General features: G+C 69.1%; 18 protein-coding genes and 1 pseudogene. 9 read left to right on the top strand and 10 right to left on the bottom strand.

What is annotated here, in order from left to right; genetic code table 11:
- Window positions 1-26: 26 nt before the first annotated feature.
- Window positions 27-2,147 (top strand): discoidin domain-containing protein, encoded by a 2,121-nt coding sequence (locus FH608_RS40820; protein ID WP_226900348.1) that lies wholly within the window; start codon window positions 27-29, stop codon window positions 2,145-2,147.
- A gap of 90 nt (window positions 2,148-2,237) precedes the next feature.
- On the opposite strand, the gene FH608_RS40815 is transcribed toward FH608_RS40820, so the two are convergent.
- Window positions 2,238-3,458 (bottom strand): ROK family protein, encoded by a 1,221-nt coding sequence (locus FH608_RS40815; RefSeq protein WP_226900347.1) that lies wholly within the window; start codon window positions 3,456-3,458, stop codon window positions 2,238-2,240.
- A 252-nt stretch (window positions 3,459-3,710) separates the two neighbouring features.
- Here FH608_RS40815 and FH608_RS40810 point away from each other — a divergent pair, with 252 nt between their 5' ends.
- From FH608_RS40810 to FH608_RS40795, 4 genes are read left to right on the top strand one after another with little or no spacing between them, the layout of a single operon-like run.
- Entirely contained in the window at window positions 3,711-5,027 is a 1,317-nt protein-coding gene (locus tag FH608_RS40810; protein WP_139635780.1) for an ABC transporter substrate-binding protein, read from the top strand.
- Complete coding sequence (locus FH608_RS40805; RefSeq protein WP_226900346.1) at window positions 5,024-6,046, top strand: carbohydrate ABC transporter permease; 1,023 nt, start codon at window positions 5,024-5,026, stop codon at window positions 6,044-6,046. The genes FH608_RS40810 and FH608_RS40805 overlap by 4 nt, the downstream gene beginning before the upstream one ends.
- Window positions 6,039-6,893 carry a carbohydrate ABC transporter permease gene (locus FH608_RS40800; protein ID WP_139635779.1) on the top strand — a complete coding sequence of 285 codons (855 nt, stop codon included), beginning with the start codon at window positions 6,039-6,041 and terminating at the stop codon, window positions 6,891-6,893. The genes FH608_RS40805 and FH608_RS40800 overlap by 8 nt, the downstream gene beginning before the upstream one ends.
- Window positions 6,894-6,922: 29 nt before the next feature.
- Window positions 6,923-8,293, top strand: coding sequence for a GH1 family beta-glucosidase (locus tag FH608_RS40795; protein WP_139635778.1), 1,371 nt, complete (start codon window positions 6,923-6,925; stop codon window positions 8,291-8,293).
- A 366-nt stretch (window positions 8,294-8,659) separates the two neighbouring features.
- Here the strand turns inward: FH608_RS40795 and FH608_RS54250 are convergent, their stop codons facing one another.
- Window positions 8,660-9,082, bottom strand: coding sequence for an aminotransferase class I/II-fold pyridoxal phosphate-dependent enzyme (locus FH608_RS54250; RefSeq protein ID WP_317135611.1), 423 nt, complete (start codon window positions 9,080-9,082; stop codon window positions 8,660-8,662).
- Between the two features lie 97 nt (window positions 9,083-9,179).
- Window positions 9,180-9,800: pseudogene (locus FH608_RS54245) on the bottom strand (aminotransferase class I/II-fold pyridoxal phosphate-dependent enzyme); the annotation flags it as partial.
- A 122-nt stretch (window positions 9,801-9,922) separates the two neighbouring features.
- Here FH608_RS54245 and bioB point away from each other — a divergent pair.
- The 3 genes from bioB to bioD are packed head-to-tail and all read left to right on the top strand — an operon-like array spanning window position 9,923 to window position 13,126.
- Window positions 9,923-11,047 (top strand): biotin synthase BioB, encoded by a 1,125-nt coding sequence (gene bioB / locus FH608_RS40785; RefSeq protein ID WP_139635777.1) that lies wholly within the window; start codon window positions 9,923-9,925, stop codon window positions 11,045-11,047.
- Entirely contained in the window at window positions 11,040-12,344 is a 1,305-nt protein-coding gene (locus FH608_RS40780) for an adenosylmethionine--8-amino-7-oxononanoate transaminase (RefSeq protein WP_139635776.1), read from the top strand. The genes bioB and FH608_RS40780 overlap by 8 nt, the downstream gene beginning before the upstream one ends.
- 23 nt (window positions 12,345-12,367) lie before the next feature.
- On the top strand, window positions 12,368-13,126 hold the full coding sequence (gene bioD, locus FH608_RS40775; protein WP_139635775.1) for a dethiobiotin synthase: 759 nt from the start codon (window positions 12,368-12,370) through the stop codon (window positions 13,124-13,126).
- Between the two features lie 62 nt (window positions 13,127-13,188).
- Here the strand turns inward: bioD and FH608_RS40770 are convergent, their stop codons facing one another.
- On the bottom strand, window positions 13,189-13,401 hold the full coding sequence (locus FH608_RS40770) for a transposase (protein ID WP_226900345.1): 213 nt from the start codon (window positions 13,399-13,401) through the stop codon (window positions 13,189-13,191).
- A gap of 154 nt (window positions 13,402-13,555) precedes the next feature.
- On the opposite strand from FH608_RS40770, the gene FH608_RS40765 reads away from it, so the two are divergent.
- Window positions 13,556-16,498: an ATP-binding protein gene (locus FH608_RS40765; protein ID WP_139635773.1), complete on the top strand. Its 2,943-nt coding sequence runs from the start codon at window positions 13,556-13,558 to the stop codon at window positions 16,496-16,498.
- A gap of 313 nt (window positions 16,499-16,811) precedes the next feature.
- Here FH608_RS40765 and FH608_RS40760 read toward each other — a convergent pair whose 3' ends face one another.
- The 6 genes from FH608_RS40760 to FH608_RS40735 all read right to left on the bottom strand — a co-directional run bounded on the left by FH608_RS40760 (window position 16,812) and on the right by FH608_RS40735 (window position 21,347).
- Window positions 16,812-17,378 carry a cupin domain-containing protein gene (locus FH608_RS40760; protein ID WP_139635772.1) on the bottom strand — a complete coding sequence of 189 codons (567 nt, stop codon included), beginning with the start codon at window positions 17,376-17,378 and terminating at the stop codon, window positions 16,812-16,814.
- A gap of 294 nt (window positions 17,379-17,672) precedes the next feature.
- The gene (locus FH608_RS40755) at window positions 17,673-18,884 is read right to left on the bottom strand and encodes a cytochrome P450 (RefSeq protein WP_139635771.1); all 1,212 of its coding nucleotides are present in this window, start codon (window positions 18,882-18,884) and stop codon (window positions 17,673-17,675) included.
- Window positions 18,885-19,023: 139 nt separating this feature from the next.
- Window positions 19,024-19,785 carry an ABC transporter permease gene (locus FH608_RS40750; protein WP_139635770.1) on the bottom strand — a complete coding sequence of 254 codons (762 nt, stop codon included), beginning with the start codon at window positions 19,783-19,785 and terminating at the stop codon, window positions 19,024-19,026.
- 10 nt (window positions 19,786-19,795) lie between these two features.
- The gene (locus FH608_RS40745; protein WP_139635769.1) at window positions 19,796-20,602 is read right to left on the bottom strand and encodes an ABC transporter ATP-binding protein; all 807 of its coding nucleotides are present in this window, start codon (window positions 20,600-20,602) and stop codon (window positions 19,796-19,798) included.
- Window positions 20,602-21,015 carry a DUF1048 domain-containing protein gene (locus tag FH608_RS40740; protein ID WP_139635768.1) on the bottom strand — a complete coding sequence of 138 codons (414 nt, stop codon included), beginning with the start codon at window positions 21,013-21,015 and terminating at the stop codon, window positions 20,602-20,604. Before FH608_RS40740 ends, FH608_RS40745 begins: the two co-directional genes overlap by 1 nt.
- A complete protein-coding gene (locus FH608_RS40735) occupies window positions 21,012-21,347 on the bottom strand; it encodes a PadR family transcriptional regulator (protein ID WP_139635767.1) in 336 nt (111 codons plus the stop codon). Before FH608_RS40735 ends, FH608_RS40740 begins: the two co-directional genes overlap by 4 nt.
- Between the last annotated feature and the right edge of the window lie 115 nt (window positions 21,348-21,462).

Raw genomic sequence — 21,462 nt, 5'->3', positions numbered from 1 at the left:
AGAAGATGCGATCGACAACGGCCGCTGTGGCGGCTCTGTTAGGCCTGCTCGCCGTACCCGCCGTCACCACCACCGCGCACGCCGCGTCGTGCTCGGCCGCCAACGCCGCGCTCGGCCGTCCCGCCACCGCCTCCTCCGCGGAGCGCGGCGACCTGGACGCGGGCAAGGCGGTCGACGGCGACCCGGGAACCCGCTGGTCCAGCACCTTCAGCGACCCGCAGTGGATCCAGGTCGACCTCGGCTCCACGAAGGACATCTGCGGGGTCGGCCTGTCCTGGGAGGCCGCCTACGGCAAGGACTTCACCATCCAGGCCTCACCCGACGGCTCGGCGTGGACCACGCTGAAGTCCGTCACCGGTGGTGACGGCGGCACCGACAGCTACGACGTCAGCGGTGAGGGCCGCTATCTGCGTGTGCACGGCACGGCCAGAGGCACCGGCTACGGCTACTCCCTGTGGGAGCTGACCGTGCACACCGGCGACGGCGGCACCGGCGAGCCGCTGCCCGGCGGCGGCGACCTCGGGCCCAACGTGAAGGTCTTCGACCCGTCCATGCCGGCGGCCACGGTGCAGGCGCAGATCGACCAGATCTTCCAGCAGCAGGAGGCCGCCCAGTTCGGCACCGGCCGGTACGCGCTGATGTTCAAGCCCGGCAGCTACGACGTCAACGTCGACACCGGCTTCTACACCTCCGTCCACGGCCTCGGCCGCAACCCCGACGACGTCACCGTCAAGGGCGTGAGCGTCGACGCGGGCTGGTTCAACGGCAACGCCACCCAGAACTTCTGGCGCTCCACCGAGAACCTGTCCATCGCCCCCTACGACGGCACCAACCGGTGGGCGGTCTCCCAGGCGGCGCCGTTCCGGCGGATGCACGTCAAGGGCGCGCTCAACCTGGCGCCGTCCGGGTACGGATGGGCGTCCGGCGGCTACATCGCCGACAGCAAGATAGACGGTCAGGTCGGACCGTACTCCCAGCAGCAGTGGTACACCCGCGACAGCGCCATCGGCGGCTGGATCAACAGCGTCTGGAACATGACCTTCTCCGGCGTCCAGGGAGCCCCGGCGACCAGCTTCCCCGAGCCGCGCTACACGACCCTGGACACCACCCCGATCAGCCGGGAGAAGCCGTACCTCTACCTCGACGGTGACGGCTACCGGGTGTTCGTGCCGAGCAAGCGCACCAACGCGCGCGGCACCAGCTGGGCGAACGGCTCCACCCCCGGCACGTCCGTCCCGCTCACCGGCTTCTACGTCGCCAGGCCCGGTGTCACGGCCGAAACCCTGAACCGGGCGCTCGCCCAGGGCCTGCACCTGCTGTTCACGCCCGGCATCTACCACCTCGACCAGACGATCGAGGTGAATCGGGCGGACACCATCGTCATGGGTCTCGGCCTGGCGACGCTGGTCCCCGAAGGCGGGGTCACCGCGATGAAGGTGGCGGACGTGGACGGGGTGAAGCTGGCCGGCTTCCTCATCGACGCCGGCACGGTCAACTCGCCGACCCTGCTCGAGATCGGCCGGCAGGGCACGCACACCGACCACTCCGCCAACCCCATCTCGCTGCAGGACGTGTTCATCCGCATCGGCGGCCAGTTCGCCGGGAAGGCGACCACCAGCCTGGTGGTGCACAGTGACGACACGATCATCGACCACACCTGGATCTGGCGCGCCGACCACGGCGACGGTGTCGGCTGGAACGTCAACACCGCCGACTACGGCCTGCGGGTCCATGGCGACGACGTCCTGGCCACGGGCCTGTTCGTCGAACACTTCCAGAAGTACAACGTGGAGTGGTCCGGCGAGCGCGGCAGGACGATCTTCTTCCAGAACGAGCTGGCCTACGACCCGCCGAACCAGGCCGCGTTCATGAACGGCTCCGTCAAGGGCTGGGCCGCCTACAAGGTCGACGACTCCGTCGACGTCCACGAAGGCTGGGGGATGGGCAGCTACTGCGTCTTCACCAGCGACCCGACGATCGAGGTGGACCACGGCTTCGAGACCCCCGTGAAGCCCGGGGTGCGCTTCCACAGCCTCCTGGTCGTCTCCCTCGGCGGGCAGGGCCGCTACAACCACGTCATCAACGACACCGGCGACCCGGCGTTCGGCACCGACACCATCCCGTCCATGGTCGTCTCCTACCCCTGAGGCGAAGCCCGCCTGTGCCGGGGCGCTGTTCCCGGCACAGGCCCGTCCGCCCGGCGTCCGCCGGTCGGGGACACTGCCGGTGGCGCCGGCTCAGATCTGGACGCCTGCCGCCGCGCGCCATCCCGTCCGCTCGGGCACCAGGTCGGCCTCGGCCACGGGCTCGTCCCGGCGCCCGCCGCGAGCGAAGAACTCGGCCAGCGGCAGTGTCGCGGCGCCGACCGTGACGGCGTCGGGTCCGAGCCGTCCCGGCTCGATCACGACCTGCCCGGCGGGGTAGCGAAGCGCGTAAGCGGTCGCGTGGTGCCGCACCGGGTCCAGAATGTACGGGGCGAGCTGCAGCCCGGCCCAGCCGCCGAGCAGGATGCGCTCGGGGTTGTAGAGGTTGATCAGGTTGGCCAGGCCGGCGCCGAGATACTCGGCGGTCTCCTCGATGACCGCCAGCGCCACCGGGTCAGGGGCGCCGCCGTCCCCGGGAAAGGCGGCGGCGATCATCGCCCTGACCGCCGTCTCCTCGTCGGTGTCCGGGGGAAGCGCCCCACCGGCCTCGCGCCAGCGCTGGATCAGCGCCTCAGCCCCGGCGTACGCCTCCAGGCAGCCGCGTGAGCCGCAGCGGCAGCGGCGCCCGCGGACCTGGACGACGGTGTGTCCCCATTCGGCCGCGCTGCTGTGCGTTCCCTCCATGATCGTCCCACCGGTGACGACGCATGCGCCCACCCCGGACCCGAAAAGGACGATGGCCGCGTCGCTCGCGCCCCGCCCGCCACCGAACCACATCTCGGCCCGGCCGAGCGTCTTGGCGCCGTTCTCGATGAAGAGAGGAGCCCCGTGCGGAAGGGCGACCGACGTGCGCAACAGAGACTCCAGAGGGACCGCGTCCCAGCCGATGGTCTGCCCGTGCACCACCGCGCCGTCCGGCGAGCCGCGCTCGACGATGCCGGGCACCCCGATGCCGGCGCCGAGAAGCCGTTCGGCGGGAACGTCGGTGCGGGCGATGACGGCGGCCACGCCGTCGCCGATGTGCCGTACGACCGACGCCACGTTGTAGTCGCGGCCCTCCAGGGGATGCTCGTAGCGCGCGAGCTCGGTGAGGCCGAGGTCGAACAGCTCGACCCGTACCCTCGTCTCCCCGACGTCGACGCCGATCAGGCAGGCGCAGCCCGGAGAGACGCGCAGCAGGTGGCGTGGCCGCCCGCCGTCGGAGTCGACCGTGCCGGCATCCTCCACCAGCCCCTCGCCCGCGAGTTCGGCCACGATGGTGCTGATCGAACCCGAGCTCAGCCCGGTGGTCGTGCCCAGCGCCTGCCGGCTCATCGGACCGTTGAAATACAACTGTTGCAGGACCGCTCCGCGGCTGTTTCGCCGCAGGTCGCGAACCGTCTGCCTGCTTGGTCGGGGCATGGGGCTCCTCTCCTGAGAGCAATCTATCGCCGTTTCGGACCTTGACGCCCACTTTGCTCGGGTATTAACTCAAGCCTTGAATTAAGCCATGAAGATACTTCCGACCAGGAGATCTTCGCACGCTGCAGCCCCACCCTCAGGATTCCTCGGGAAGGGACACCCCCCATGCACAGAATGCGAGCCGCGGCAGCCGCCCTCGCTCTCGGTACCCTCGCCGCCACCGCAGCCTGCGGAGGCGGCAGCGCCGGCGGCGGCCAGGCCAGTAACGAGGCTCCGAAGACGCTGACCTACTGGGCCTCCAACCAGGGCCCCGACATCGAGGCGGACAAGGAGATCCTCACGCCCGAGCTGAAGAAGTTCGAGCAGCAGACCGGGATCAAGGTCGAGCTGGAGGTCGTCCCCTGGGCCGACCTGCTCAACCGCATCCTGGCCGCCACCACCTCCGGCCAGGGGCCCGACGTGCTCAACATCGGCAACACCTGGTCGACCTCGCTCCAGGCCACCGGCGCCCTGCTGCCCTGGGACGCCGCGACCTTCGACAAGATCGGCGGCAGGGACCGCTTCGTGGACTCGGCCCTCGCCACCGCCGGCGCCGAGGGGCAGGACCCCGCCGCGGTGCCGCTGTACTCCATGGCCTACGCGCTCTACTACCACAAGAAGGCGTTCGCGGACGCGGGCATCGAGAAGCCACCCGCCACCTGGGACGAGCTGGTCGCGGCCGGCAAGAAGCTGTCCACCGGCGGCAAGTGGGGCCTCGGGGTGGAGGGCTCGAACCTGTCGAACAACATCCACCAGGTCTTCGTCCTCGCCAAGCAGCACGGCGCCGACTTCTTCGACGCCTCCGGCAAGCCCACCTTCACCTCCGACGGCGCCGTCGCGGCCGTGAAGCAGTACATCGACCTCATGGCCACCGACAAGATCGTCGCCCCCGGCAACGCGGAATACGCCCAGAACCAGTCACTCCAGGACTTCGCCAAGGGCAACACCGCCATGATCCTCTGGCAGACCGCCGCCACCACCCTCACGTCCCACGGCATGAAGCCGGACGAGTGGGGCGTCGCCCCGGTCCCCGTCCCCGCCGGCACCCCCGGCACCGGCCAGAACGTCAACTCCATGGTCGCCGGCATCAACATGGCCGTCTTCAAGAACACCGACAACCTCGACGGCGCCCTGCAGTTCGTGAAGTTCATGACCGGCGACGAGGAGCAGAAGACCCTCAACAAGACCTACGGCTCCATCCCGCCGGTCAAGACCGCCCAGCAGGACGAGGCGTTCAACGGCCCTGACCTCGCCGTACTGCGCGACACGCTCGCCACGAGCGCCGCCCCGCTCCCGAGGGTCCCCGAGGAGTCGCAGTTCGAGACCGCGGTCGGCACCGCCGTCAAGGAACTGTTCGCCGACGCGGCCCAAGGGCGTGAGATCACCACCGATCTGGTCAAGGAGCGCCTGACCAAGGCCCAGCAGCAGATGCCGACGAAGTGAGCCGTTCCGACATGGGCATCGCCACCGAAGATCGCGCCCTGCCGGGCCGCCGCACCGCGGCGCCCGGCAGGGCCGGCGGGCCGCATCGAGCCCCGTCCAGCCGACGCACGCTGCTGCGCCGCGCCGGCCTGCCGTACCTGCTGCTGCTCCCCGCCGTGCTGCTGGAGCTCCTTGTGCACCTGGTGCCGATGCTCATAGGCATCCTGGCGAGCTTCAAGGAGCTCACGCAGTTCTACATCCGCAACTGGAGCGCCGCGCCCTGGCGCGGGCTGGAGAACTACCGCGTCTCGGTCGACCTCAACGCACCGGTCGGCAAGGATCTGCTCAACTCCTTCTTCGTCACCTGCGTCCTCAGCGTCCTGGCGGTGGGCATGTGCTGGCTCATCGGGACCGCTGCCGCGATCTTCATGCAGGAGGGCTTCCGCGGCCGCGGCCTGCTGCGGGCCATCTTCCTCACCCCGTACGCGCTGCCCGTGTACGCCGCGGTCATCACGTGGGCCTTCATGTTCCAGCGGGATCATGGCATGGTCAACCACGTCATCGTCGACCAGCTCGGCCTGACCGATGAGCGCCCCTTCTGGCTGCTGGGTGACAACAGCTTCATCGCGCTCGCCGTCGTGGCCGTCTGGAAGACCTGGCCGTTCGCGTTCCTCATCGTCATGGCGGCCCTGCAGAACATCCCCAAGGAACTGTACGAGGCCGCCGCGATCGACGGAGCCGGGATCCGGCAGCAGATCCGCAGGATCACCATGCCGGCCCTGTACCCGATCAACCGGGTCCTCGTCCTGGTGCTGTTCCTGTGGACGTTCAACGACTTCAACACGCCGTACATCCTGTTCGGCGACTCCGCGCCGGCGCCGGCGAACCTGATCTCCATCCACATCTACCAGTCCTCGTTCGTCACCTGGAACTTCGGGACCGGATCGGCCATGTCGGTCCTGCTGCTCCTGTTCCTCCTCGTGGTGACGGCCGGATACCTCCTGGCCACCTTGCGCGGAAGGAAGACCGCCGATGTCTAGCGCGCCGACCGCACCTCCGCGGTCCTTCCTGTGGGCCCGGGGGGTGTTCCTGACTCTGCTGACCGGATTCGTGCTCGTACCGGTGTACGTCATGGTCAGCAGCTCCCTCAAACCGCTGCAGGACGTCTCGGGCCGGTTCAGCTGGCTGCCCAGCGGCCTGACGGTCAGCCCGTACTTCGACATCTGGGACACCGTCCCGCTCGCCCGGTACTTCGTGAACTCCCTCGTGGTGGCGGGAGCCGCGACCGTCCTGTCGGTGATTGTCGCCGTCTTCGCGGCGTACGCGGTCAGCCGCTACCGTTTCCCGGGCAAGCAGGTCTTCACCGTCACCGTGCTGTCCACCCAGATGTTCCCGGGCATCCTGTTCCTGCTGCCGCTGTTCCTGATCTACGTCAACATCGGCAACGCGACCGGCATCGCCCTGTACGGCTCGCGCGGCGGCCTCATCCTCACCTACCTCACCTTCTCCCTGCCTTTCTCCATCTGGATGCTGATCGGGTACTTCGCGTCGATCCCCCGTGCCCTGGACGAAGCCGCGGCGGTCGACGGGTGCGGGCCTGTGGCCACGCTGTTCCGCATCGTCATCCCCGCCGCGATCCCCGGGATCGTCGCCGTCGCCGTCTACGCCTTCATGACCGCCTGGGGCGAGGTGCTGTTCGCCTCCATCATGACCAACGACACCACCCGCACGCTCTCCGTCGGCCTGCAGGGCTACGCCACGCAGAACGACGTCTACTGGAACCAGGTCATGGCCGCGTCGCTGACCATCAGCGTGCCGGTCGTCGCCGGATTCCTGCTCCTGCAGCGCTACCTGGTCGCCGGTCTCACCGCCGGAGCCGTCAAGTGACGCCCGTGTCACCTCTCGAAAGGATCTAAGTGACCCACCCCATCGACCTCGCCGCCCTGCCCCAGGACTTCGCCTGGGGCGTGGCCACCTCGGCCTACCAGATCGAGGGCGCCGTGGCGGAGGACGGCCGATCCCCGTCGATCTGGGACACCTTCTCCCACACCCCTGGCACGATCGACAACGGTGATACCGGCGACGTCGCCTGCGACCACTACCACCGCTGGCCCGAGGACCTCGCCCTCATGAAGGAGCTCGGCGTCACCTCCTACCGGTTCTCGATCGCCTGGCCGCGGATCGTCCCCGGCGGCGACGGCGCCGTCAACCGGCGAGGGCTCGACTTCTACTCCCGCCTCGTCGACGCCCTGCTGGACGCCGGCATCACCCCGAACGCCACTCTCTACCACTGGGATCTGCCGCAGACCCTCCAGGACCGGGGCGGCTGGCCCGTGCGCGAGACCGCCGACCACTTCGCCGCCTACGCCGCGGTCGTCGCGGACGCCCTCGGCGACCGGGTGCGGCAGTGGGCCACGCTGAACGAGCCGCTCTGCTCGGCCTGGATCGGCCACCTCGAAGGCAGGATGGCCCCCGGCCTCACCGACATCACCGCCGCCGTCCGCGCCTCCTACCACCTGCTGCTGGGCCACGGCCTCGCCACCCAGGCGGTCCGCGCCGCCGTGCCCGGCGCGGAGATCGGCATCGTCAACAACCTCTCCACGATCGAACCCGCCACCGGCTCCGATGCCGACCTGGCCGCCGTTCGCCGCATGGACGGCCACACCAACCGCTGGTGGCTCGACCCCGTCCACGGCCGCGGGTTCCCCGCCGACATGCGCGAGACGTACGGCGTCGACCTCCCCGAACGCCCCGGCGACATGGCCACGATCGCCCAGCCCCTGGACTGGCTGGGCCTGAACTACTACTTCCCGGTGGCGGTCGCCGCCGACCCCGGCGGCCCGCCTCCCTTCGCCCGCCAGATCCCCAGAGCGCACGCCCCCCGCACCGGCATGGACTGGGAGATCGACGCCGGCGGCCTGGAGAGCCTGCTCATGCGCCTGAGCACGGAGTACGGCGCTCGACGGATCTACGTCACCGAGAACGGCTCCGCCTACGCCGACACCGTCGGCCCCGCCGGCGTCGTCGACGCCGAACGCACCCGATACCTGGAGGACCACCTGGCCGCCTGCGCCCGCGCCGTCCGCCGAGGCGCCCCGCTCGCCGGCTACTACGCCTGGTCGCTGCTGGACAACTTCGAATGGGCTTACGGCTACGACAAGCGCTTCGGTCTCGTGCACGTGGACTACGCCACCCAGCGGCGCACGATCAAGAGCAGCGGCCGACGGTACGCCGCGATCATCCGCGACCACCGCCTCGCCCCTTCCCAGCCCGGTAACAGCTGGTAGCGGCGGCTTGAGCGGCAACCGAACGGCCAGTCACATGAAGGAGCCTGACGGAGCGGCCGGGACCGCAGGTGGGAGGGCGCTCCAGCGACGACCCGGGCCCGCCAGGAGGCCAGAACCTTCGGGGCGACGTCGGCGAGCAGGTCGTCCGGGAGGCCGACCTTGCGGATCGCGTTCGGCTCGAACACCTCCCGCTCACGTTGCCGGGCTCTTCCTGGATCACTGCGAAGGCGTCCACGCCGGCGGCCTGCGCGGCGCCGGACAACGCGCCGTCCTCCACGCGGTGGTGGGAGTGATGGCCCTAGCCGTGCGCGGGCCATCGCCATCGTCGTGCGAAAGTGGCAACGGATCGGGCTGTGGCCTGCGGCTTCATCGCGGGGCTGTTCGGATGATCATGTGGGCGGCGCGGTCGATGTCGTGCGGCGTGAGGTCCGCTCGTGCGGACAGCCGCAGCCGTGAGATCCCGTCCGGGACCGATGGCGGGCGAAAGCAGCCGACCGCGATTCCGGCGTCCCGGCAGGCGGCGGCCCAGCGCACGGCGGTGTCGGCGTTCCGGGCGCGTACGGACAAGACGCATGCCTCGGGCCGTGGCGTGTCCAGCCCCGCCGCGGTGAGCCTCGCGTGCAGCTCGCGTGCGGTGTTGCGGGCCTTGGACGGACGCGCGGGGTCGCGGCGCAGCAGGCGGAGTGCCGCCAGCCCGGCGGCGGTCGCCGCAGGAGCGAGTCCGGTGTCGAAGATGAAGGTCCTGGCGGTGTTGATCAGGTGGTCGATCACGCGGGCCGGGCCGAGCACCGCTCCCCCCTGGCTGCCCAGTGCCTTGGGACAGTGTGATCGTACAGACGATGTCAGGTGCGCCGGCGAGTCCCGCCGCGGCCGCCGCTCCACGCCCGCCTGTCCCCAGCACGCCGAATCCGTGCGCGTCGTCTATGATCACGGCCGCTCCGACCTCACGTCCGGCCTCGGCCAGGTCGGTCAGCGGCATGGCATCGCCGTCCACGGAGAAGACCGATTCGGTGACGACGATGGCGCGGCCGTCATGGTGTTCCAGGGCCTTGGCCGCCGCAGCGGGGTCGGCGTGGGGGAAGACGACGGTTTCCGCTCGCGACAGTCGGCAACCGTCGATCAGCGAGGCGTGGTTGTGGCGGTCGGAGGCAATCAAGACTCCTGGTCCGGTCAGGGCGGTGACGGCGGCCAGGTTCGCCGCGTATCCGGAGGCGAAGACCAGCGCCGCCTCGAAGCCGGCGAAGTCCGCGAGCTCCGCTTCCAGCGCGGCGTGCAGTTCGGTCGTTCCTGTGACCAGCCGCGAGCCCGTGGCCCCGGCTCCCCAGCGCCTCGCCGCCTCGGCGGCGGCGCGCGCGACGTCTGGGTGCCTGGCCAGGCCCAGGTAGTCGTTGGAGGCCAGGTCAAGCAGCGCGGAGTCGGCGGGTCGTGGGCGTAGGGCGCGGGCCAGACCGGCGCTGCGGCGCTGGTCGGCCGCTGCGTCGATCCAGTCGAACGGGTTGGGGCGCATGGCCAGGGAATCTAGCCCGGGTATGCGCGTGGTCGTGGTGGGGCCGTTCTACAACCTTCCCCGACCGATCTTGTCGGGATCTCCCATCGGGTGCCGGCGACGGCCTGGCGGAAGATCGGGGCATGGAACTGTTGACCACGCTGGTGGACAAGGGGCTGCGCGGACAGGCGCCGACGCGCGAGGAGGCCCTGGCCGTGCTGGCTACCTCCGACGACGACCTGCTCGATGTGGTGGCCGCGGCCGGGAAGGTGCGGCGGAGGTGGTTCGGCCGTCGGGTCAAGCTCAACTACCTCGTCAACCTGAAGTCGGGCCTGTGTCCTGAGGACTGCTCGTACTGTTCACAGCGGCTGGGCTCGAAGGCCGAGATCCTCACCTACAGCTGGCTCAAGCCGCACGAGGCCGCCGCCGCGGCCGAGGCCGGGACGAAAGGCGGCGCCAAGCGCGTGTGCCTGGTGGCCAGCGGGCGCGGCCCCACCGACCGGGACGTCGAGCGGGTTGCCGGCACCATTGAGGCGATCAAGGAGCGCAGTCCCGACGTGGAGATCTGCGCCTGCCTGGGCCTGCTGTCACGGCAGCAGGCCCAGCGGTTGCGCGAGGCGGGCGTCCACGCCTACAACCACAACCTCAACACCTCCGAAGACGAGTACGGCAAGATCTGCACCACGCACGGATTCGCCGATCGGATGGACACCGTCCGGCGTTCGCGTGAGGCGGGCATGTCGGCCTGCTCCGGCCTGATCGCCGGGATGGGTGAGAGTGACGCCGATCTGGTGGACGTGGTCTTCGCGCTGCGAGAACTCAATGTGGACTCGGTGCCGGTGAACTTCCTGATCCCCTTCCAGGGGACTCCGTTGTCGCAGACGTGGGAGCTCACCCCGCAGCGGTGCCTGCGGATCCTGGCGATGGTGCGCTTCGTCTGCCCGGACGTGGAGGTCCGCCTTGCCGGTGGCCGGGAGATCCACCTGCGGAGCCTGCAACCCCTGGCCTTGCACATCGTCAACTCGATCTTCCTCGGCGACTATCTGACCAGCGAGGGACAGCCCGGCACGGCCGATCAGGAGATGATCAAGGACCTCGGCTTCGTGGTGGAGGAACCGGGGTCCGCCACGCTACCTGAGCACCGCGGCGCGGACGCGCCCGCCCAGCCTGGCATGCCCGGCGACGCGCCGGCCGCCGAGTCCGCACGCACCGACCTGGTGGCGTTGCGCCGCCGCGGTGCCGGTACCGACCTGGCGCCCAATGCGTGACCCCCGGCACGTCGCGGAGCTGCTGGAGCTGGACCGGGCCCACGTGTGGCATCCATACGCGCCAATGCCGGGCCGCGAGACCCCGCTGCTGGTGGAATCGGCCTCCGGGGTACGGCTGCGGCTGGCAGAGCCGGTCGAGGGCCAACGGGAGTTGGTGGACGCGATGTCCTCCTGGTGGGCCGCCATCCACGGTTACGGACATCCCGTCCTGGACGCCGCGATACGCGACCAGCTGGGCCGGATGAGCCACGTCATGTTCGGCGGACTCACCCACGAGCCCGCGATCCGCCTCGCCACCCGCCTGTCGGAGATCACCCCAGATCCGCTGGAGCACGTCTTCCTGGTCGACTCGGGCTCGGTCGCGGTCGAGGTGGCGGTCAAGATGTGCCTGCAGTACTGGCGGTCGCTCGGCCACCCGGGCAAGCACCGCCTGCTGACCTGGCGTGGCGGGTATCACGGCGACACCTTCCAGCCGATGTCCGTGTGCGACCCCGAGGGTGGCATGCACTCCCTGTGGACTGGCGTGCTGCCGCGACAGGTCTTCGCCGACGCCCCGCCCGCGGGTTTCGAGGCCGAGCCCGACTCCTCCTACATCGCGCACCTGGCCGAGCTCATCGAACGGCACGCGCACGAGGTCGCGGCCGTCATCGTCGAACCGGTGGTGCAAAACGCGGGCGGCATGCGCTTCCTGTCGCCCGGCTACCTGCGGGTGCTGCGCGAGCTGTGCGACACGCATGGGGTCCTTCTCGTGTTCGACGAGATCGCCACCGGCTTCGGCCGGACCGGCGCGCTGTTCGCCGCCGACCACGCGGGCGTCGCACCGGACGTGATGTGCGTGGGCAAGGCGCTTACCGGCGGCTATCTCAGCATGGCGGCCACCGTGTGCACGCCCGAGGTGGCGCACGGCATCGGTCGCGGTGACTTCCCCGTGCTCGCCCACGGCCCCACGTTCATGGGCAATCCGCTCGCCGCCGCCGTCGCGGGCGCCTCGCTCGACCTCATGGCGGACGGGGCGTGGGAAGGCCAGGTCAAGCGGATCGAGACGGGACTGCGGTCCGGGCTCGCCCCCGCGCGCGGGCTGGGCGGGGTGCGCGACGTCCGCGTGCTCGGCGCCATCGGCGTCGTCCAGCTCGACCACGACGTCGACAGGATCTCCGCCACCCGCGCCGCCGCGCGTCACGGTGCGTGGATACGCCCGTTCAGGGACCTCATCTACACCATGCCCCCCTACGTCATCGACGACACCGACCTCGGCCGCATCACCACCGCGATCGTCGCGGCCGCCGCGGCCGGCTGACACCTCCGGAGGGGAACGTCCTCATGCGCGTTCTGATCATCACCGGCACCGGGACCGAGATCGGCAAGACCGTGGTCACCGCCGCCATCGCATCACTGGCGGTCGCGGCGGGCCGCCGCGTCGCTGTGCTGAAACCGGCACAGGCCGGTCTGGCCCCGGGCGAGCTGTGCGACGTGGACGAAGTCGCCCGTCTGGCCGGTCCCGTCACCCGCAGGGAGCTGGCCCGCTACTCGGAGCCGCTCGCGCCGGCCACCGGCGCCCGCAGGAGCGGCCTGGCTCCAGTACGCCCTCGCCGAGCCGCGGAGGAGGCCGCCCGGCTCGCGGACGGCCATGACCTCGTCCTGGTCGAAGGCGCGGGCGGGCTCCTCGTGCGCTACGACCTGGACGGCGGCACCATCGCCGACGTCCCCGTCGCGCTACGCGGCCTCGGCGTGGACGTCTCCGTCCTGCTCGTCACCACCGCCGGGCTGGGCACCCTCAACACCACGGCGCTGACCTCGGAGGCACTGCGCACCCGTGGTCTCCCTCTGGACGGCCTGGTCATCGGCAGATGGCCCGCCGCCCCCGATCTGGCCACCCGCTGCAACCTGACCGATCTGCCGGCCGTCGCGAACGCGCCTCTCCTGGGGGCCCTGCCAGAACGCTGCGCGAAACGCGATCGCAAAGCCTTCCTCCCCATAGCCCGCGCCTGTCTCGCCCCGGAACTCGGCGGCACTTGGAATCACCCCGAATTCGTTGCCCAGCATCCCGAACCCGTCAAATGTGAGTCGGATGCCTTGTAGCGGCGTGACGTCGTCGCGTTCCCCGGCAGCCCGACCCGGCTCCGGTCGGCCCGACGATCACATCAGCGGGGGCTTCCACCCGAGGACCGGACACGGCTCATGCGGCTGGCCCAACGGAACACCTCGCGCCGCTCCTGGCGCGCCGCCCGGATCCAGTTCCGCAACGTCTCGGAACTGATCCCCAGGCCAGCGGCGACTGCTGCGATCGTCGCGCCCGGCCTGGACTCATACAACGCCGCCGCGTCCCTCTTGAACTCCGGTGGATAGTTCTTCATCCCCAACGGGACGCTCTTCCGATCTCCCCGAACCAGCAAGATTCGTGCCCAGTTCACGGGTGGAACGCCCCCCTCGCAACCCAGCGACTGTTGGCCTGTCCCATGCCCTGTAAGTGATGTTGGTGTGCTGTGATTGCGGGGTTAACCTGGGGTTATGCGCTTCGGGGTGCTGGGCCAGGTGCAGGTGTGGACTACCGAGGGTGATCTGGTGCCGGTGCCGGAGACCAAGGTTCGCGCGTTGCTGGCCGATCTGCTGGCCCGTCAGGGCGGCATGGTCTCTGTCGATCAATTGGTCGACGATCTGTGGGACGATGACCTGCCCGCTAACCCCACGAGTGCCCTGCAGCTCAAGGTCTCCCGGCTTCGCCACGCGCTGGAGCATGCCGAGCCAGGCGGTGGTGACCTGGTGGGCTCCCGTCCGTCCGGATACCGGCTCGCACTTGAGCCTGGACAGACCGACGTCGATGCCTTCACCGGACAAGTCGCTCGCGCCCGGCAGAGCGCAGACCTTCACGAGCGAGCCGCGATGCTCGCTGAGGCCTTGGCTCTGTGGCGCGGGCCCGCCTATGCCGATTTCGCCGATACCGACTTCGCCCGCCCGGCCGCCCAGCGGCTGGAGGAACAACGGCTGACCGTGCTGGAAGCCCTCGCCGAGACCCGCCTCGAACTTGGCGAACACGGCTTGCTCATCGGCGAGCTGAGCGAGTTGGTGACGCGCCATCCGTTGCGGGAACGGCTGCTGGCGCTGCAGATGCGCGCGCTGTATCGCGCCGGGCGCCAATCCGACGCGCTGGCCGGTTACGCGAGGTTCCGCGAGCGGCTGGCCGAGGAACTGGGGCTGGACCCCGGCCCAGAGCTCGTCGGGCTGCACCAGGCGATCCTTGAGCAAGATCCGGCCCTGATGGCGGGCACGGACATGACCGTTCCTGAAGAACGTCACGTCGGCGTTTCTCATCGCGTCGGGCGCCTGCCGGCCGAGGTGACCAGTTTCATCGGGCGACACAGCGAGGTGACCCGCGTCAAACGCCTGCTGTCTGACGCCCGGATCGTGACGCTGACCGGTGTGGGCGGGGTCGGCAAGACCAGGCTGGCGCTGCGGGTGGCGGTGGAGACGCAAGACGAATTTCCGGCCGGGGCATGGCTGGTGGAGCTGTCCACGGTGGAGAACCCAGGGCTGCTGGTGCACAAGGTCAGCGAGGCGCTGGAGATCCAGGACCGCTCGTCACGTCCCGCGCTGGAGGTGCTGGTCGACTTCCTCCGCGGTAAGCGGCTGTTGCTGCTCCTGGACAACTGCGAACACCTGATCAACGGCTGTGCCCTGCTTGCCGCATCACTTGCGCGTTCCCTGCCTGATCTGACCATTCTCTCCACGAGCAGGCAGGCGTTGTGCGTCGCCGGAGAGCAGGTCCTGGCCGTACCCGCACTCGCGTTGGCTGAGACTGACGGAACCGATGGAACTGATGGGGTCGCCGGCACAGAGGAGAGCGAAGCGGTTCAGTTGTTCGCCGAGCGGGCGTCGGCGATGGTGCCGGGATTCGCCGTGACCGATGCCAATCGCCTTACGCTGGAGCAGATCTGCCGTCGGTTGGACGGCATCCCCTTGGCGATCGAGCTGGCGGCCGCGCGGATCAAGGTGCTGTCGGTGAACCAACTGCTGGAGCGGCTGGACGACCGGTTCCGGTTGCTCACTGAGGGTAGGCGCATGACCCTACCCCGTCAGCAGACACTGCGGGCGATGCTCGACTGGAGCTACAACCTGTGTACCGAGCAGGAGCGGTTGTTGTGGGCGCGGGTCTCGGTGTTCGTCGACGGTATGGACCTGGAGGCGGCCGAGTCGGTCTGCTCGGGGGACGGCATCGAGCCCGACCAGGTCATCGATCTGGTGACCGGCCTGGTGGACAAGTCCGTCCTGGTCAGGGAGGAGCGGGTCCAGCAGGCGCGGTACCGCCTGCTGGAGACGGTGCGCCAGTACGGCCGCGACCGGCTCCGGGAGCTCGGCGATGAGAGTCGGCTAAAACGCCTCCACCGCGATTGGTACCGGGAGCTGGTACGTCGCGCCGAGAGCCAATGGCTCGGACCAGGTCAGGCGGAGCTGTTTTCGCGGCTGCGTGGCGAGCTGGGCAACCTCCGGGCCGCCCTTGATTGCTGCGTCACCGAGCCGGATGGTGTCCAGGTCGGTCTGACCATGGCCGCCGACCTTTACTTCTACTGGATCGCCTCGGGAGCTCTGCGTGAAGGGCGGCACTGGTGTGAACTCGGGCTCGCACGGGACGACACACCGACCATCGCGCGTGCCCGGGCCTTGAGCGTTGATGCGCGGCTGGCCACGCTGCAGAACGACTTCGCCGCCGCGGAACCGGTGATTCATGAGGGGCAGATTCTGGCCCGCCGTCTCGGCGACGAGCGTAGCCTGGCGATGCTCACACATCTGCGCGGACTCGGCGCGTTGTTCCAGTCGGACCTGCCCGAGGCTGTGGTGCTGTTCGAGCAGGCCCGACGGCAGTATCTCGAGATGAATGATCCGATCGGTGCCGCACTGGTGCAGATGTACCTGGCCACCGCTCATGCCCATCTTGACCATCATGAGGAGGCCGTCACGCTGTTCGCGGACTCTGTGTCGACCTACGAGGCGCACGGCGAGGAATGGCTGAGGTCCTACGCTTTGTGCATGTCAGGCATCAGGGCGTGGCGGGTCGGAGACGTGGCTGGCGCCTACGAACTGGTACGGGAAGCCATCCGGCTGAGGCGGCCGTTCAACGACCGTCTGGGGCTGGCCATGTGCATGGACGTGATGGCCTGGATCGCCGCGCATAAAGGCGACGACGAACGCGCCGCGACGTTGCTCGGCGCCGTGGGCGTGATGTGGCATTCGCTGGGCGGCTCGCTTTTCGGATACCTGACCGGATATCACCAGCAGTGCGAAGCGATGACGCATGACCGCCTGGGCAGCACCCGGTTCGAGGCCGCGCTGCGTAAAGGGGCGGAGCTCCACATCGACGCATTGATCGAACTCGCCCTGGGCGACGCGGGCTCCCCGATGGCGCCCCGTGCAGGACCCGCTGAGCAGGCACCGCCCTCCGCACCGCATACGAGGTGAAGGAGCCGGCGGACGTGACGGCGTGAGCAGCAGCACCGAGAAGCTGTAGTGGAGCACGCCGAACCCGATGGTCCGGGTGACGGCCGGCGCCGCCACCGGCCGCCGATCGCTGCCGGAGGGGCAGCCGGGCGTGGCCGGGGGCAGCCGGGCGTGGCTGTTGGGTCTCGCCGCCGGTCGAGACGGCGGCGGGCATGGGGCTTCCTTGCAGGGGCTCATGCTGGCGTGTGGGCCGACGACCTGCGCTGCGAGGTCCGGCACGTTGGCACGCCTGCGGCACCATCAACGACTCGATCAGCCGGGCGGGTTCTGGCGGTCAGCGGGTCTTGAAGGCCTTCCTGGCAGCGGCCCGGTCCTGCCATGACTCCGCCGCCGGGCCCTGGGCCATGTCGCTGAAGAAGCTGTCGTGGCGGGTGAAGAACGCGGCCCGCTCCTCGTCGGTCATGCCCGCCACCTGGGAGACCCCCTCGAAGTAGGCCTCTCGCGCGCCGCCGGGGGCGAACAACATCAGGAACTCGGCAGGCTCACCGGAGATGTTGCCGAAGGAATGCAGCCCACCCGGCGGGATGTAGAGGTAGTCGCCCTCAGAGACGTCGAACCAGCGCTCGCCGTCGAACGCGTGGATCTCTCCGGACAGCACATAGAACGCCTCGGACATCGTCTTGTGGAAGTGTGTGCTGGTGCCGCCCACCGCGGGCCCCATACGGTTCTTGTACAGGCCGAATAGCCCGTCCGTGGTGAGCCGCGTGGACAGGTAGTGGAAGTGTCCGCCGCCGGGCGTGGTGAACTCGGGCGGGGTTCCGGCCGGGCGGAAGGTCGCGCTCACCTCGCCCTGGTCACTGGGGTAGATGATCTCAGGGTAGTCGGGTGCCAGGAAGGACATGGTGCTCCTTATGTGAGTTGACCGGGGGAGCGCACGAGCGGGAAGGGCCGTACGCCCTCATTTGGTGATTCCGTGGGTCTCGGCGTCGGGCAGGGAGCCAGCCGTCCTGTCGGCCGTTCCCGGGTACGTGGCCGTGATCGCGATGCCACCGACCTACCTGCACTGGTCTCGACCGTCTTCGCCGAGGGGCTCGATGCCGAGATGAGCCTGTGGGGGCCGGGATTCAGCGCCATGTGGATCAAGGGCGCGGACCTCGACGCCCTCGCCGAAACCTTCGACCTGGACCTCGCCACGTTACGCGTCCCAGGTGACCGGGAGGCTCTTGATGCCGTAGATGTCGGCGATCTCCGGGCGCAGGGCGACCTCTTCGGCGGGTACGGCCAGGCGCAGCGTGGGGAAGCGGTTGAGCAGGGCGGGAAAGGCGACGCGCATCTCGACGCGGGCCAGTTGCTGGCCCAGGCACTGGTGGATGCCGTGGCTGAAGGCCAGGTGGCCGCCGTCCTGCCGGTGGAGGTCGAGGGTGTGGGGGTCGGGGAAGCGTTCGGGGTCGCGGTTGGCGGTGTTGAGGGACAGGAGGACGGTGGTGCCGGCCTCGATGGTGTGGCCGTTCAGCTCGACGTCCTCCAGCGCCACCCGCTGGAACGTCTTGGCGACGCTGAGATACCGCAGCAACTCCTCCACGGCCGGGTCGGTGAGTGTCGGGTCGGCGCGCAGCGCGGCCAGTTGCTCCGGGTGCTGCAGGAGCGCGAAGGTGCCCAGCGCGAGCATGTTCGCGGTGGTGTCGAACCCGGCCGACAGCAGGATCAGGGCCATGCCCTTGAGCTCCTCGTCGGTCAGGTCGCTGTCGGTGAGGTCGCTGAGCACGTCGTCGGTGGGGTTGGCGCGCTTGGCGGCCACCAGTTCGGCGAGGTACTGCTGGACCGAGGTGTAGGCCGCGATCAGCTCCTCGTCGCCGACCTCGCCGCTCATGAACGTGTCGATGTTCTCCTGGAAGCGGCCCCGGTCCTCGTACGGCACGCCCAGCAGTTCGCAGATGACGATGGCGGGGATGGGCTTGGCGAACGCGGTCACCAGGTCCGCCGTCGGCCCGGCCTTCTCCATGGCGTCCAGGTGCTCGGTGGTGATCTGCTCGACGCGCTCGGTCAGCAGCCGCATGCGGCGGACGGTGAACTTGCCGACCAGCGGCTTGCGGTAGCGGCTGTGCCGCGGCTCGTCCATGAGCAGGAACTCGCCGGGCGGCGCCGGCGGAATCTCTGTCAGGCCGCTGTAGTCGATCAGCGGATGGTGGAGCATGAGCTCCTTGCGGGAGCTGAAGCGTGGGTCGGCCAGGACCGACCGGACCAGGTCGTATCCGGTGACCAGCCGGCCCTGGTGCCCGTCGGGGAAGGTGAAGTGGCTGATCGGGCCGCGCCGGCGGGCTTCGACGAGCTCGGCCGGCGGGTCGAAGGGGCAGCCGGGCCGGCGTGCGGCCGGCATCGTCGTGATCGTGTGGAGGGCTTCAGTCATGACTCGTCCTTGCTTCGAGATATTACGTGTCTTGAGTGCGAGGGGTGCGTGTGAGAAATGGCAGGGGCTACATGCTCGGCCCGTGGTGGCGCCTGTTCGTCACGCGTACGGGGGAGGCGCGGCGGCCGGGTCGTACGTCTCAGGAGATCTTGCGCCGGTAGGTGTTCATGGCGAAGGCGTACGAGACGGCGAGGATGCCGACGCACCAGGCGAGGGCGATCCAGATGTCGGTGCCGACCGGCTGCTCGGCGAGCAGGTTGCGCAGGGCGTTGACGATGGAGGTCACCGGCTGGTTCTCGGCGAAGACGCGCAGCACCGTGGGCATGGTGTCGGTGGGCACGAACGCCGAGCTGAGGAAGGGCAGGAAGATGAGCGGGTAGGAGAACGCGCTCGCTCCGTCCACGGACTTCGCGGTGAGGCCGGGGATGACGGCGATCCAGGTCAGCGCCAGCGTGAACAGGATCAGGATGCCGGCGACCGAGAGCCACGCCGTCACGCCCGCTCCCGAGCGGAAGCCCATGACCAGGGCGACGAGCACGACCACCACGAGCGAGATCAGGTTGGCGACCAGCGAGGTCAGCACGTGCGCCCACAGCACGGACGAGCGTGCGATCGGCATGGACTGGAACCGCTCGAAGATCCCACCCTGCATGTCGGTGAACAGCCGGAACGCGGTGTAGGCGATGCCCGAGGCGATCGTGATGAGGAGGATGCCGGGCAGCAGGTAGTTCACGTACGAATCCGATCCGGTGTGGATCGCGCCGCCGAAGACGTACACGAACATCAGCATCATGGCGATCGGCATGATCGCGGTCGTGACGATGGTGTCCATGCTGCGGGTGATGTGGCGCAGGGATCGTCCCAGCAGGACGGTGGTGTCGCTGAAGAAGTGCTTGCTCATCGTGGTCTCCCTACTTGCGTGCCGGGATGGGGTGCTGGCCGGTGTCGCCGTCCTTGCCGTCGGCGCCGACGAGTGCGAGGAAGACGTCCTCGAGGGTTGGCTGCTTCTCGACGTATTCGACCTTGGCCGGCGGGAGCAGCTGCTTGAGTTCGTCGAGGGTGCCGTTGACGATGATGCGGCCCTGGTGGAGGATCGCGATCCGGTCGGCGAGCTGTTCGGCCTCGTCGAGGTACTGCGTCGTGAGCAGCACCGTCGTGCCGTTCTCGGCGAGCTCCTTGACGGCCTGCCACACCTCGATGCGTGCCTGGGGGTCGAGACCGGTCGTGGGTTCGTCGAGGAAGATGATCGGCGGGTTGCCGATCAGGCTCATCGCGATGTCGAGGCGGCGGCGCATACCGCCGGAGTACGTCGCCACCCTGCGCGCGGCCGCGTCGGTCAGAGAGAAGCGGGCGAGCAGATCATCGGCGATCCTGCCCGGGTTCTCGAGATGCCGCAGCCGGGCGACCAGCGCGAGGTTCTCCCGCCCGCTGAGGACCTCGTCCACGGCGGCGAACTGCCCGGTGAGGCTGATGGACTCCCTGACCTCCGCGGCCTGCGTGGCGACGTCGAAGCCGTTGACGCGCGCGGTGCCGGCGTCGGCCTTGAGCAGCGTGGACAGAATTTTCACGGCCGTGGTCTTGCCCGCTCCGTTGGAGCCGAGGAGGGCGAAGATGCTGCCCCTGGCCACGGTGAAGTCCACGCCGCGCAGGACGTGCAGGTCCTTGTAGGACTTGTCCAGGCCGTGCACCTGGATCGCCGGGGCGTGCTGTGTCGTCATCAGTCGGTCCCGTCCCTTCTTTCGGTGTCTTCGCCGGCCGCGCGGGCGATGGCGCTGGTGAAGCGGTTGCGTTCGCGGGCCCGGTACTGGCCGAGGGGGTAGTTGGCCATGAACGCCTCGACGAACTCGACGGGGTCCTCCCCGAAGATGTCGCGGATCGGGGTGCCGTCGGCCGCGCTCTGCTCGAACAGATCGGCCAGGTCGGTGAACATCGCCATCGCGCCGGCGCCGTCGGCCGGCCCGAAGTGCATCAGGTAACGCTCCAGCGCTTCGACGGCCGTACGGTAGTTCTCGGGAAGCTGCTTGACGCGCGCCTTGTACTGGCGCCAGCGCTTCTTCTCCTCCAGCGATCCAGTGAGCAGCTCCAGGTACTGCAGGTAACGGCTCTTCGGCTCTTTCGACTCTGCGTTCATGTCTGCTTGCCTCCCTTGCGGAGCTGTTCGAGCCTCTCGGCGAGGAAGCTCCAGGTGCTCCAGAACTCTTCGAGGTACTCCCGCCCCTGAGCGTTGAGGGAGTACACCTTGCGTGGCGGCCCCTTCTCGGACGGGACCTTCTCCACGTCGACCAGGCCGCGCTGCTCGATCCTGACCAGCAGCGCGTAGATGGTGCCTTCGGCGATGTCGGAGAACCCCTGCTCGCGCAGCCACGCCGTGATCTCGTAGCCGTAGGCGGGCCGGCCGCCCAGGACCGCCAGGACGATGCCCTCCAGCGTTCCCTTGAGCATCTCCGTCACGAGCTTGCCCATGGAACACCTCCCTTCAGCTACTTGGTGACGCTATCTACTGGTAGAAAGTAACACTGACTACCGGTACTTAGCAACACCAAATAGCCGGGCGGGGCGGGACGGCTGCCTACCAAGA

The sequence above is a fragment of the Nonomuraea phyllanthi genome (assembly GCF_006334985.2).
Lineage (GTDB): Bacteria > Actinomycetota > Actinomycetes > Streptosporangiales > Streptosporangiaceae > Nonomuraea > Nonomuraea phyllanthi.
The sequence above is the reverse complement of the archived record's forward strand: the minus strand, read 5'-3'. Positions and strand labels throughout refer to the sequence as shown.

What these genes read in the sequence shown, in the direction of transcription:
- bioB (WP_139635777.1), top strand. Translation starts at nt 9,923, where the DNA reads ATGGAACTGTTGACCACGCTGGTGGACAAGGGGCTGCGCGGACAGGCG.
- FH608_RS40740 (WP_139635768.1), bottom strand. Translation starts at nt 21,015, where the DNA reads ATGAACGCAGAGTCGAAAGAGCCGAAGAGCCGTTACCTGCAGTACCTG.
- FH608_RS40750 (WP_139635770.1), bottom strand. Translation starts at nt 19,785, where the DNA reads ATGAGCAAGCACTTCTTCAGCGACACCACCGTCCTGCTGGGACGATCC.
- FH608_RS40780 (WP_139635776.1), top strand. Translation starts at nt 11,040, where the DNA reads ATGCGTGACCCCCGGCACGTCGCGGAGCTGCTGGAGCTGGACCGGGCC.
- FH608_RS40765 (WP_139635773.1), top strand. Translation starts at nt 13,556, where the DNA reads ATGCGCTTCGGGGTGCTGGGCCAGGTGCAGGTGTGGACTACCGAGGGT.
- FH608_RS40735 (WP_139635767.1), bottom strand. Translation starts at nt 21,347, where the DNA reads ATGGGCAAGCTCGTGACGGAGATGCTCAAGGGAACGCTGGAGGGCATC.
- FH608_RS40810 (WP_139635780.1), top strand. Translation starts at nt 3,711, where the DNA reads ATGCACAGAATGCGAGCCGCGGCAGCCGCCCTCGCTCTCGGTACCCTC.
- FH608_RS40760 (WP_139635772.1), bottom strand. Translation starts at nt 17,378, where the DNA reads ATGTCCTTCCTGGCACCCGACTACCCTGAGATCATCTACCCCAGTGAC.
- FH608_RS40745 (WP_139635769.1), bottom strand. Translation starts at nt 20,602, where the DNA reads ATGACGACACAGCACGCCCCGGCGATCCAGGTGCACGGCCTGGACAAG.
- FH608_RS40770 (WP_226900345.1), bottom strand. Translation starts at nt 13,401, where the DNA reads ATGAAGAACTATCCACCGGAGTTCAAGAGGGACGCGGCGGCGTTGTAT.
- bioD (WP_139635775.1), top strand. Translation starts at nt 12,368, where the DNA reads ATGCGCGTTCTGATCATCACCGGCACCGGGACCGAGATCGGCAAGACC.
- FH608_RS40755 (WP_139635771.1), bottom strand. Translation starts at nt 18,884, where the DNA reads ATGACTGAAGCCCTCCACACGATCACGACGATGCCGGCCGCACGCCGG.
- FH608_RS40815 (WP_226900347.1), bottom strand. Translation starts at nt 3,458, where the DNA reads ATGAGCCGGCAGGCGCTGGGCACGACCACCGGGCTGAGCTCGGGTTCG.
- FH608_RS40800 (WP_139635779.1), top strand. Translation starts at nt 6,039, where the DNA reads ATGTCTAGCGCGCCGACCGCACCTCCGCGGTCCTTCCTGTGGGCCCGG.